The sequence below is a fragment of the Ferrimonas aestuarii genome (assembly GCF_005116665.1).
Classification (GTDB): Bacteria; Pseudomonadota; Gammaproteobacteria; order Enterobacterales; family Shewanellaceae; genus Ferrimonas; species Ferrimonas aestuarii.
Genome location: NZ_SWCJ01000005.1, coordinates 47,649 through 59,681, shown reverse-complemented (window position 1 = coordinate 59,681; position 12,033 = coordinate 47,649). Strand labels below are relative to the sequence as shown.

At 54.6% G+C, this 12,033-nt stretch carries 12 protein-coding genes; 6 read left to right on the top strand and 6 right to left on the bottom strand.

Features of this window, described 5'->3' with window-relative positions; genetic code table 11:
• Positions 1-158 precede the first annotated feature (158 nt).
• Positions 159-728, bottom strand: a complete 570-nt coding sequence (locus tag FCL42_RS09125; protein WP_136863105.1) for a DUF4136 domain-containing protein — start codon at positions 726-728, stop codon at positions 159-161.
• 172 nt (positions 729-900) lie between these two features.
• Here FCL42_RS09125 and FCL42_RS09120 point away from each other — a divergent pair, with 172 nt between their 5' ends.
• On the top strand, positions 901-1,437 hold the full coding sequence (locus tag FCL42_RS09120) for a BPSL1445 family SYLF domain-containing lipoprotein (protein ID WP_136863104.1): 537 nt from the start codon (positions 901-903) through the stop codon (positions 1,435-1,437).
• A gap of 99 nt (positions 1,438-1,536) precedes the next feature.
• Here FCL42_RS09120 and FCL42_RS09115 read toward each other — a convergent pair whose 3' ends face one another.
• Positions 1,537-2,298 (bottom strand): sporulation protein, encoded by a 762-nt coding sequence (locus FCL42_RS09115; RefSeq protein WP_136863103.1) that lies wholly within the window; start codon positions 2,296-2,298, stop codon positions 1,537-1,539.
• A 69-nt stretch (positions 2,299-2,367) separates the two neighbouring features.
• Between FCL42_RS09115 and yciH the strand changes: the two genes are divergently transcribed.
• The 3 genes from yciH to ruvX all read left to right on the top strand — a co-directional run bounded on the left by yciH (position 2,368) and on the right by ruvX (position 3,785).
• Complete coding sequence (gene yciH / locus FCL42_RS09110; RefSeq protein ID WP_205729246.1) at positions 2,368-2,697, top strand: stress response translation initiation inhibitor YciH; 330 nt, start codon at positions 2,368-2,370, stop codon at positions 2,695-2,697.
• A 10-nt stretch (positions 2,698-2,707) separates the two neighbouring features.
• Positions 2,708-3,271, top strand: coding sequence for a YqgE/AlgH family protein (locus FCL42_RS09105; protein WP_136863102.1), 564 nt, complete (start codon positions 2,708-2,710; stop codon positions 3,269-3,271).
• An 88-nt stretch (positions 3,272-3,359) separates the two neighbouring features.
• On the top strand, positions 3,360-3,785 hold the full coding sequence (gene ruvX / locus FCL42_RS09100; protein WP_136863101.1) for a Holliday junction resolvase RuvX: 426 nt from the start codon (positions 3,360-3,362) through the stop codon (positions 3,783-3,785).
• Positions 3,786-3,829: 44 nt separating this feature from the next.
• Here ruvX and thrC read toward each other — a convergent pair whose 3' ends face one another.
• The 4 genes from thrC to FCL42_RS09080 all read right to left on the bottom strand — a co-directional run bounded on the left by thrC (position 3,830) and on the right by FCL42_RS09080 (position 9,451).
• Entirely contained in the window at positions 3,830-5,113 is a 1,284-nt protein-coding gene (thrC, locus tag FCL42_RS09095) for a threonine synthase (RefSeq protein ID WP_136863100.1), read from the bottom strand.
• The gene (thrB, locus tag FCL42_RS09090) at positions 5,113-6,069 is read right to left on the bottom strand and encodes a homoserine kinase (protein ID WP_136863099.1); all 957 of its coding nucleotides are present in this window, start codon (positions 6,067-6,069) and stop codon (positions 5,113-5,115) included. Before thrB ends, thrC begins: the two co-directional genes overlap by 1 nt.
• A 1-nt stretch (position 6,070) precedes the next feature.
• Positions 6,071-8,521, bottom strand: coding sequence for a bifunctional aspartate kinase/homoserine dehydrogenase I (thrA, locus tag FCL42_RS09085; RefSeq protein ID WP_136863098.1), 2,451 nt, complete (start codon positions 8,519-8,521; stop codon positions 6,071-6,073).
• A gap of 249 nt (positions 8,522-8,770) precedes the next feature.
• Positions 8,771-9,451, bottom strand: a complete 681-nt coding sequence (locus FCL42_RS09080; protein WP_136863097.1) for a tRNA/rRNA methyltransferase — start codon at positions 9,449-9,451, stop codon at positions 8,771-8,773.
• Positions 9,452-9,552: 101 nt separating this feature from the next.
• Here FCL42_RS09080 and aceK point away from each other — a divergent pair, with 101 nt between their 5' ends.
• Entirely contained in the window at positions 9,553-11,292 is a 1,740-nt protein-coding gene (aceK, locus tag FCL42_RS09075) for a bifunctional isocitrate dehydrogenase kinase/phosphatase (RefSeq protein ID WP_136863096.1), read from the top strand.
• A 103-nt stretch (positions 11,293-11,395) separates the two neighbouring features.
• Positions 11,396-12,028, top strand: a complete 633-nt coding sequence (gene slyD / locus FCL42_RS09070; RefSeq protein ID WP_136863095.1) for a peptidylprolyl isomerase — start codon at positions 11,396-11,398, stop codon at positions 12,026-12,028.
• The last annotated feature ends 5 nt before the right edge of the window (positions 12,029-12,033 follow it).

The following is a 12,033-nucleotide window of genomic DNA, read 5'->3' as shown; positions in this document are numbered from 1 at the left end:
TTGTTATAGCACGAATTGCTTATCCCTTGACCACCTTTCATGGTGAGAATTTCGCCTCGGCGCATCTCGTCAGACCAAAGCTCGCCTCAGCAGCTCATCAGGCAACAAAAAGCGGGCACTCGGCCCGCTTAATGATTCAACCCTGACGTAATCAGATGTTACTTCACCTTGCCAGGTGGGTAACCTTCAAAAATGGCCCCAACCACCTGCTGCACTCGCTCGGTACGCTCGGCTGGAGTCTGATTCTTTTTCAGAACCTCAGTACCAGTTCCACGCCAAACCAAAGATTTACTGCCAGCATCCACGATGTCCACAATCAAGGTACCCTCTTTGTACTCACGTACTCGAGTGTCTGCATGTACGCCGACTCCCCAAGCGGGCCCACGGTAACGTGAGTAAGGGTAATAACCAAAGTCGCTGTAGAAGGTATCAACGTCAATCTTCTTCTCTACCTGAGTTAGATAGTTGACCAACACCTGTGCCTCTGAAGCGGGAACCTGCTTCATGCCTAGTGACGCCAGTTGTGACGACAACGCGTTTCGAATTCGGGTGTCATTGAGGCCATCCAGCTGATATTGGCCACCAGCTTCGGCTTTTGGAGACTCAATCCAGGCCCAAGTTTTCAGCGCTGCGAAATCGGCACTTTCGTCATAGTCGTAATCGGTATCAACACTGGCACAACCGGCCAATGTCAGCGCAGCAACGGCTCCTACTAGGTACTTCCACATAGCAAACTCCACGGGTTCATCTTTGATACTTCAGACCTTATCACAGCTTAAGTAGTTCCCTAAGCCTTTCCGAGAGTGAGAACAGTTTCGGTTCAGGTTCACGGAATATGCTGTGCTATGTGACTTATCGTTATAGACTTATTACCCACAACCCTTTTTCAGGAGATACCCCATGAGAGTGGCGATATTCAGCATACTGTTCTTAATCAGCACCGTTTTCCAACCAGCAATGGCAGCGTCTAAAGCCGAAATTGATGCCAAAGTGAATGGCGCGTTAAAGCAGTTGTACACCGAAATCCCCTCATCAAAAGAGCTCGTCGCCAATTCTCATGGAGTATTGGTGATGCCAGAGGTGATCAAAGCGGGTTTTGGTATCGGTGGCGAGTATGGTGAAGGGGCGCTGCTCATCAACAACCGTACCGATGGCTACTACTCCACAGCATCGGCTTCCATCGGGCTGCAAATGGGCGCGCAAATTAAGAGTCAGGTTATCCTGTTCATGACGGCTGATGCCTTAAACGCCTTTAAGTCCAGCGGCGGCTGGGAAGCGGGTGTGGATGGCAGTGTGGCTCTAGCAACTCTGGGGGCCGGTGGCGCTCTGGACAGCAACACGCTGCAGCAGCCGATCATCGGCTTTATCTTTTCCAACAAAGGCCTGATGTATAACCTCACCTTTGAGGGATCCAAATTTACTAAACTGGATCGTTAGAAAAACGCCAACAAAAAATGGGGCACCAGACGGTGCCCCATTTTTGTATCATACCAATTCAATTAAGCAATAATGACTAGATCTTTAGTTGAATTGGTATCAATCAACAATCAACTCTCGTAACCGATCCGGCAACTGCTCCACCAATTCCGGCGTCAACAGCGCCTTTTGCCGCTCGCCACCGTCCGCCATGATTCGGCTCACCGCAGCCGCCATGCCTCTGCCAGTCCGGGTCACTTCGGTGTGCAGGCAAATTCCGGTGGCCGTTGGCACCAAAGCCAGCTCCAGCTCTTCGATGCGATCAAAAAACTCGCCCTGCTTAGGTTTATAGTGGAACATCTGCAGGTAGGGAGTATGCACCTTGGCGGTCACCGAAATGGCTTCGGTATGTACCCAGCTTTGATCAAAACCTATCTCTTTCAGGCGCTCAAATAGGCTAGCTACCAAAGGCGAAGGCAGCACGTCAAAATAATCGTTATCTTTAGGGTCGATGGCTTGCTTGATATCCAGCCCCGTGGCCAACCACACCTTGGTTTTCCCTAGCGTGAGTGGCGTAAACTCCGGCAGGACAAATTCAATGGGCACCTTGACCTGCTCTCCGGCATCGACCGTGAGTGACAGTGGCAACTGGAAATGAGCCAGCTCAACCTGCTGTTGCTGCATCTGTCCCTCCTCCATCTGCTCATAACTGCAGTGCAGAGAGAAATAGACACCACGCACCTTTTGTCCGACTTTGCCCCCTTGAATCTTCACCCAGGCCGACACGCGCTCTCCAGGCAAAAACTGCTCTTTCTCCAGCAAAGTATCCACCTCACAAGAACCTAACCCCAGAGTCATTAACGCGCGATTGAGCAAAGCCATAGAGAGCGTATCCCTTTTAAATATGAATTTGTTAAACTGACAGGTCCCTAACCTGATAAGCCGCAAGATATGATCTCTAATCACGACTCGCAACTGGTATATAGCACCGACCAAGGTCGCATCGACCAAGAACAAACAAAAGCCAAGCCACCGGAAGGGGATGGCTGGGTTCGTATTCACCTCGACCGCAAAGGCCGTAAGGGCAAGGGTATGATGGTGATTAAGGGACTAGGCTTAGAAGACAAAAAACTGAAAAAGTTGGCTGCAACCCTGAAGAAAAAGATGGGTGTAGGCGGCGCCGTAAAAGAATTCGATATTGAAATTCAAGGCGATAAGCGCGACCAACTGAAGCAACTGCTGGAACAGCAAGGCTTTAAAGTAAAACTGGCTGGAGGCTAGAAACCCAATAATGGAAAGTTTAAAACACCACCTGTTGATCGCCATGCCCTCACTGCAGGACAAGATTTTTAAGCGTTCGGTGATCTACCTGTGTGAACACGACGACCAAGGCGCCATGGGGCTTATCATCAATCACCCACTGGGTTTGGATCTGGATGAGCTACTAAAAAAGATGAAGCTGCAGCAGGACGATTTCGTCCTGCCGAGCTCCATCGCCAATCAGGTGCTATTGGGTGGCCCAGTAACGCCGGACCGCGGCTTTGTGCTGCATTCCGGCGAGGTGCACTTCTCCAACAGTCGTAACATCACCGATGACATTGTGGTGACCTGCTCCAAAGACGTGTTAGACAGCTTTGGCAACGGCAACAGCCCAGAGCATTACCTCGTCACCTTGGGATACGCTGGCTGGGATGCTGGCCAGTTGGAAGGGGAAATCCAGGAGGGCTCTTGGCTTACCGTGGCCGCCGATCCCCAGCTGCTGTTTGAACTGCCCCATACCGACCGTTACGCCGCGGCCACCCAGCGTTTAGGCATCGAGCCTTGGCAGCTCAACGGGGAGATCGGCCACGCATGAGTGTATTTTCAATTCACCACTTTTCAGCCCCTAGTATTCAAGGCCGTCGTTCACCGCTGTGGCGCTGTGGCCGGGAGTTAGCCCACGCATGAGTAACCAAACCATTCTCGGTTTCGACTACGGCACCAAAGCGATCGGCGTTGCCATCGGTCAGAGCATTACCGGTACCGCTCAGCCTCTGTGTGGCCTCAAAGCCAACGATGGCATTCCTAATTGGGATGAAATAGGCAAAATCATCAACGAATGGCAACCTGAGCTTATCGTGGTTGGCCTGCCCCTTAACATGGACGGTACCGATCAAGAGATCACCGTCCGAGCCCGTAAGTTCGCCAATCGACTGCATGGCCGCTTTGGAGTTAAGGTCGTCACTCAAGATGAGCGCCTCACGACCACCGATGCCAAAGCGCACCTGTTTGAACGCCGCGGTTTTCGTGGCCTTAAAAAAGACAGCATCGACGCCACCTCGGCAGCACTGATCATCGAAGGCTATTTCGAAAGCCTTTATGGTGAGTAAGCAAAAGGGCGCCATCTGGCGCCCTTTTCACTGTTCAATCGCCGCTATCTAAGCAAATACGCACGCAACGCGCCGAAATCCACCTCAAGCTCATCACTGAGCAGCGGCTTCTTATCCGCCTCCGCCAGCGCTGGTGGTAACGGCAAGTCCATCTCAAGCAGCTCATCCACCGACTCTTTAAATTTGGCAGGGTGAGCCGTGCCTAAGAATACGCCAACCTCATCACCTTGCAGAGACTGACTCAGGGCATAACTTGCCACTGCCGCATGGGGCTCAGATAGGTAGCCACGCTGATGCAGCTGTTTTAGCTGCTGCTCACATTGGGCTTCGGATACCGCCGCCCCTTCTAGGCTTGCCAGCGGCCAACCATTCACCTGACATAGCTGCTCGACCCGAGGCCAGTTGTTCGGCGCCGAGACATCCATGGCATTCGAGCGGGTGGCGATGGTGGGCTTTACCTGCCAGTTACCGCTATCCAAATACCGAGGCACGGTATCGTTGCTGTTGGTGGCCGCGATAAAGCGCTTCACCGGCAGCCCCATCGCCTTGGCAAACAAGCCCGCAGTTAGGTTTCCAAAGTTGCCACTTGGTACCGCCACCACCGCCTGATTACGCTTGGCTTCTGGTAATTGAGCGATGGCTTCGAAGTAGTAACAGATCTGAGCCAGCAAACGAGCGATGTTGATGGAGTTAGCGGAGTTTAGGCCAATCGCCTGTTTCAGCTCGTCATCTTCAAAGCTGCGCTTCACCAAGTCTTGGCAATCATCGAAGCTGCCATTAACCGCCACGGTGCGGATGTTGCCCCCAAGGGTGCAGAACATCTTCTCCTGCAGCGGACTAATGCGCCCTTTCGGGTACAGAATCACCACGTCGATGTTGTCCAATCCAAAGAAGGCATCAGCCACCGCAGCACCAGTATCACCGGAGGTCGCCGTTAGAATGGTCAGCGGCTTATCACTTAACTGTGATAGCACCCGAGCCAAGAAACGGGCACCAAAATCTTTAAATGCCAAGGTTGGTCCATGGAACAGCTCTAAGCAGTACTGCTCATCATCCACCTGACTTTGCGCCTGCGCCAAAGGGCAAGCAAAGTTAAAGGCATCACGCACCAGCGACTCAACATTGTCTTGGCCAAGCTCGTGTGCCAGCCACAGGGAGAGGATGTTGACGCTTCGCTCCACGAACGGCTGCGCCAACAACGCGTTTACGTCTTCGATTTTAGGCAACTGCTCGGGGAAGAACAGACCACGGTCTTTACCAAGGCCCTGCTGTACCGCTTGGGAGAAGCTGACTTTTTCATCTGGGTGTTTCAGGTTATACAGTTGCATTACAGTTTCTCGCTTTGGTATTGGACTCCCTCATCCGCCAAACGGCAGATGTGGGCGAAGCCTCTGGCGTTGGCCAGATAACATTGATTTAGGTAGGCCAGTGCACGCTCGGCGCTGGCTTGGTCACGGCACACCGCAAACAGGGTTGGGCCTGAGCCAGAGATCCCGACGGCAGAGGCTCCTAACTCCTCAAGAGCGGCCTTGGCCGCCAAAAATCCGGGAATGTGCGGCGCTCGGTATGGCTCTGCCAGCTCATCTTTGAGTACGCTCAGCGCCTGCTGCTCATCTTGGCGGTGGCAAGCGTCCACAAACACCGCCAAGTTCTGACCAAATGCGATGCTGGTGGCTTTGTCATACGCCTCAGGCAACAGCGCTCGCATCTTAGCCGTAGACAAACTGATGCCAGAATAGGCCGTCACCCAATACCACTGTTGGAACGACGGCAGCTTCCGGGCAAAGTCTGCCATCATCAGCTGCAGCCCTCCTAGGTAACTGGGCGCGACGTTGTCGTAATGGATGGAGCCGGAGATGCGTCCTTCCAATTCGCCCATCAGTTGCAGCAAAGCTTTGGGCTCAAGCGCATCTTCATAAAAGCGGTTTAAGGCCGCACAGGCCGCCACTACAGAACTGGCGCTGGAGCCTAGGCCACTGCCCACAGGCAGGTTTTTCTCAAGTTTCAGTGCCAACGGCTCAGGGGCTAGGCCGCTTTTGGCAAAGAACGCCTCCGCCGCCTGCAGCACGATGTTGTCTTGAGGGTTTTGAGGCAGCACATCTGCATAGGCACCAAACGCCTCAAAGCTCATTTTGTCGCTTTGGGCTCGGCTGACGCTGACCCGGTCCCCTAACAGGCTGCCGTCGATGGGCGACAGCGCCGCCCCAAGCAGATCAAACCCCACACTGACGTTGCCCATGGAGGCGGGAGCGTAAGCCGTTACCGCTCGATTTTGCTCAGCCATATTAGGCCTCCTTCTGCCACGCTTGGGTGCGCAGAATGTCGGCGAACACCCCAGCGGCGGTTACCGCAGTACCGGCACCATAGCCGCGCAACACAAATGGCAGCGGTTGGTAATAACGGCTGTAAAACGCCAGGGCATTCTCGCCGCCCTTAATGGCGTACAGTGGATGGTCGGCGCCTACGGCTTGCACCGAGACTTTGCAGCGACCATCGGTATCGATGGCACCGACATAGCGCAGAACTTGACCGTTGGCCTTCGCCTCGGCCACCCGTGCAGCAACCCGCTCATCCGCGTTAGGCAGATTGGCCATGAAACTCGCCACATCGCCGCTGGCATCAAACTCAGCGGGCAGCACCGACTCCACTTCGATGTCGCTCATCTCCAGCGCCATTCCCGCTTCACGGGCCAAAATCAATACTTTACGAGCCACGTCCATGCCAGATAAATCATCACGAGGGTCTGGCTCGGTAAAGCCTTTGTCTTTGGCAAGTCCTGTGGCTTCTGACAGGCTGTGGCCCTCTTCCAACAAACCGAAGATGTAGGACAGCGAGCCAGACAGAATACCACTGAAGCGCTTAAGCTCATCGCCAGCACGCATCAAACCTTGCAGGTTATCCAGTACCGGCAGACCTGCGCCCACGGTGGTTTCATACAGGAACTGACGGCGCTGGCGCTGGGCGGTGTGCTTCAGTGCTTGGTAGTAGTCGTAATCGCCGGTATTGGCTTTCTTGTTTGGGGTCACGACGTGCAGTCCAGAATTCATGGCATCGAGATAGCGCAGTGCCAGATCGCCGCTGGCACTGCAGTCCACCAGCACTGGGTTGGTCAGCTTCGCGTCATGAGCAAACTGGAACAGGGCGTCCAAATCCATGGGCTGACCACCACTGGCAAGCTTGTCCTGCCAGTGCGCAAGCTCAAGACCATGACGGTCGAGCAGCATCTGTCTGGAGTTGGCAATGGCACAAACCCGCAGCGCCAATTGCTGCTTACTCAGTGCCGATTGCTGCTGCTGAATCTGCCCCAGTAGCTCACGGCCAACCTGACCGCAGCCCACCAGCAGCACATCCACAAACATGCGGCTATCGAAGAAGTTTTGGTGGCAGATGCGCAGCGCCGCTTCGGCGTCGTCGTTATTGATCACCGCCGAGATAGCACGCTCAGAGCTTCCCTGAGCAATGGCGGCGATGTTGATTGAGCCTTGAGCTAAGGAGCGGAAAAATCGGGCAGCCACGCCTTTGCGAGTTTTCATGCCCTCGCCCACCAAAGTAACGATGGCCAGATTTGGCTTCAGCTCCAGCGGCTCCAGCATTTCGCTTTTCAGCTCAAGGGCGAAGGTAGACTCCAGCGCTTTTACTGCCCGAGGCTGATCCTTGGCGTCCACGCAGAAGGAGATGGAATATTCAGACGAGCTTTGGGTGATCAGGCTTACAGACACCCCAGCCAAACTGATGGCATCAAACACTCGAGCAGCCATGCCCACCATGCCCTTCATGCCCGGTCCGGAGACACTGATCATGGTCTGCTTGGCGAGATGACTCACCGCCTTCACCGGTTGGTCGGCGCTGCCATCTTTGTGGATCAAGGTGCCCGGCGCTTCTGGATTCAAGGTATTGCGAATGCGGCAAGGAATTTGATTATGGGCAATGGGGGCGATGGTACGGGGGTGCAGCACCTTGGCACCGAAGTAGGACAGCTCCATCGCTTCGAGGTAGCTCATCTGCTCCAGCAGCTTGGCATCCGGTACCAGACGAGGGTCAACGCTGTAGACCCCATCCACATCAGTCCAGATCTCGCAACTGTCTGCATGTAAACAAGCCGCCAGCGCCGCCGCCGAGTAATCAGAGCCGTTACGGCCCAGAGTCACCACCTGACCCATCTCATTGCTGGCGGTAAAACCTGGCATCACCCAGAAGCGGTATTCGCCCACTGGCAGAGAGGCAAGACGGGCGCGGCTGGCTTCAATGTCCACCTGAGAGTCCAGCGGCTCACCGTGGGCCATTAGGTAGCGGCGGGGCTCAAGCAGCGCGCAGCGCTCACCGCTTTGGGCTAATAAGGCCAGCATCAGATGCACCGACAACCGCTCTCCGACCACCATCACCTCGGCGATCACCTCATCAGGACAGCGGCCCAACAGTGCCACCCCTTGCAGGCGCTGACGTACGCCATCAAGCTCCTGCCGCCACTGCGCCTCTAGGGCTCCAGCAGCCTTGGCATCCAGCTGTGCGCCTTGGAGAAGCTCAGCCAGTTTCGCTTCAACCGGTTCCAGTAAGCCATCGTTAAATCCACCCACAGCGCGGCGAACCGCCGCCTCCAGTGAGTTGGTTACCCCTTGGGGTGCCGACAGCACCAACGCGAGGGAATAGCCCTCGACACTGTTCAGTGCCAATTGCGCAACCTGTTGAAATCGTTTGGCATTCGCTAGCGAAGAACCGCCGAACTTCATAACCTTCATCTATTTAGCCTCTCCATTTGCCCACCCCAGAAACGATAAAAGCCCGCTCTGGGAGCGGGCTTTTATCAGTATTTGGATTGAAGTTATCCAGGTACTAGCAGCCCGCCCCCCCACCGGTACCGGTGGTGGTAATCACGATTGTTGTGATGGTAGCGAAGCGGTTTAGCATAGTATTCGGCAAAGCCTTCTGAATAAGTTTCTTACGTCTGTTTTTCTACAGTGGCTTAGAATCCGCCATGATGTCAAGGGCTATTTTTTCAGGGCCTTTTCGATGTCGCCCAACAGGGTGTGTGCCATGGCCACATCGCGCTGGTTAGCAAGAGCTAACTTATCCTGCAGCCAAGGCCTGACGGGATCATTCTCCGCAAGACTTAACTCATCAACCAAAGTTATGCAGCGAGATTTCAGCGCCGACAGTTGCGCTGGCTGAGCTGAGGTTTCCTGCTCGGGCAAACTCAGTTGAGAAAACTCATAGGCATAAAGCATCGCCGCTTGGGCCAAATTTAAAGAGGGATAGGGGTTGGCCAGAGGGATGGTGGTAAGCAGATCCGCCAGTGCCAGATCGTCATTGGAAAGTCCGGATGCTTCACAGCCAAACACCAAGCCGATTTTCGATGCGGCGTGCCCCAACTGCTCAACCTGCTTTACCGCCTGGGATGGTGTATGGATGCTGCGCTTATCCCCCCGCTTACGAGCGGTGCTGGCAATCACTAAATCTAGGTCTGCCACCGCCTCTTTTAGAGAGCCAAAGGTGTGCGCTTCGGTCAATATGTGCTGACTGCCGTGAGCAACCCAGCTGGCTTCCTCCGACAGATGTGCCTCGGAGTTGACCACCACCAAGCGCTCAAAGCCCATGGTGTTCATGGCTCTGGCCACCGCTCCTACGTTTTCTCCCCGCGCTGGGGAGACCAAAATAAAATTCAGTTCCACAATGACTCCTCTCGTTTGTCGCAAGGGTAGCGAAATTGAATTGAGAAGCAAGCGGCGCCGAGGTAGGTTAGGTTAACTGCTTACGATGTCGAGGTTTAGCCATGGAATTCGGCTCCCAACCCGCCCAGAAGGCGAATCCCCCCAAACAAGCGTCACCCAAACAGCTGGCCTATCGCATCCTGACGGGCTTTGACCAGCACTACCGCCTGTTCTCCCGCATCAACGCTGGCGCGCCAGAGCGCTTTCTTAAAGGCGATTGGCACGGGGTGCAGCGGGCACAAAAAGAGCGGATTCGCTACTACAGCCGCCGAGTCACCGAAACCGTCGCGGCGCTGATGCCCAAACTGGGCAGTCTGACCATCTCCACCGAGCTGTGGCGCCAAACGAAGGCAGATTACAGCACCCTACTGGAGGGGCACCCTCAAGCAGAGCTGGCGGAAACCTTCTTTAATTCGGTGTTCTCACGCCTGTTTCGTCATCGAGGGCTGGATGATCAACACCTCTATATTCGCGCCGAGCGTGCTCACCGAGCCGCCTTTATTCCCAATCAATTGTGCCACCGTTTTTCCCTGACACATGCCTGTAAATATGCGTTTCGCCAAGGGTTTAACTTTGCCCGCCTGCTGCCGCACTTTGAAGATTTAGATGGCGATCTCGACAAGTTGGAACAGCGGCTAACCCCTCTGCTCAAACAGCTCAGTGCCACCACATTGGAGCTACTCAAACCGGTTTTCTTTCGTAACAAGGGCGCGTATCTGGTGGGCCGCATCATCGGCGATCACGGAGAATCCCCGCTGATTTTGGCGGTACGCCATGGCGACAATGGCTTGGTACTGGATGCGGCGATCACCCGTCAGGATGACTGCTCTGTGGTTTTTAGCTTCACTCGCGCCTACTTCATGGTAGACACCCAGAGCCCGGCAGCACTACTACGCTACCTACGTCACTTGATGCCCAACAAATCCTGGGCAGAGCTTTACACCGCCATCGGCCTGCAAAAACATGGCAAAACCGAGTTCTATCGAGATTTTCTGCGCCACCTTAACCAATCCAGCGATCAATTTGTGATAGCTCCGGGAATCAAAGGTATGGTGATGAGCGTATTTACCCTGCCCTCCTACGACGTGGTGTTTAAGCTGATCAAAGACCGCTTCGCACCGCCAAAAGAGAGCAACAAACAGCAGGTTCAAGAGAAATACAATCTGGTAAAAGAGCACGACCGAGTTGGCCGCATGGCAGACACTCAAGAGTTTCGCAATTTTGCCTTTCCTCGCCATCGCTTCAGCCCCAGCCTGTTAGAGGAGTTACTCGAGGTCGCTCCCTCAGAGGTGGAAGTGGAGGAGGATCGCATCATCATCAAACACCTCTACATAGAGCGGCGCATGGTGCCATTAAACATCTACCTCGATAACGCCGAAGATGATGAGCAGGTGGCCCATGGCGTCGGTGAGTACGGCAACGCCATCAAACAGTTAGCCGCTGCCAATATCTTTCCCGGAGACATGTTGTTTAAAAACTTTGGCGTGACCCGCCACGGCCGAGTGGTGTTCTACGATTACGATGAAATTGATTACATGACCGACTGTAACTTTCGCACCATACCTGAGCCTCGCTTCCCAGAAGATGAGATGGCCGCCGAGCCGTGGTATAGCGTGGGCCCCAAAGACATCTTTCCTGAGGAGTTTGGCCGCTTCCTGCTGGGGCGGCTTGCCATTCGCAAGAGCTTCCTAGCTCAGCATCGAGATCTGCTTACCGCCGACTACTGGAACGGCCTAAAGCAGCAGATTGAAGCGGGCAATTACCCGGAAATTCGTCCCTATCGAGAGGACTGCCGACTGTAATTGCAGCAAACCGATGTGTAAATGCGGCATAAGTCATGGTCTATGGACGTTGAAAGCCGTATGATTTGGCACTTTCACACCGAATTGTATTTTGGAGACCCGGATGAAAATTGCTGCGAATACCGTAGTGACTATGCACTACCGCCTGCGCAACGGCGAAGGCGAGCTCATTGAAGATTCCTTTGATGGCCAGCCAATGCAGTACATGCACGGCACCAACAACCTGATCCCGGGTTTGGAAGTTGAACTGACTGACAAAGTGGTTGGCGACAAGATCAGCGCCAGCATCGCCCCAGAGCAAGCCTACGGCCCATACCAAGATGGCCTAAAGCAGGAAGTACCGCTGGAAGCCTTTGGTGGCATCGATAACATCGTTCCTGGCATGCGCTTCATGGCAGAGACCGATCAGGGCCCAACTCCGGTTACGGTAACCGAAGTGAAAGACGACACCGTTGTGGTTGATGGCAACCACCCTCTGGCGGGCGTTACCCTGAACTTCGAAGTGGAAGTGATGGACATCCGTGAAGCCACCGAAGAGGAGATCGCTCACGGTCACCTGCACGGTGCCGGTGGTTGTGGCGGCGGCTGTGGCGGCTGCGACGAGCAAGAAGGTTGCGACAGCGCCGTTGCTGAAGAGCCAGCTCACGAAGAACACGAGTGCTGTGGCGGCAAAGGCAACTGTGGTGAAGGCAAAGGCCCAGACCATCAGTGCTGTGGCGGCCACGGTCACCACTAAGCACG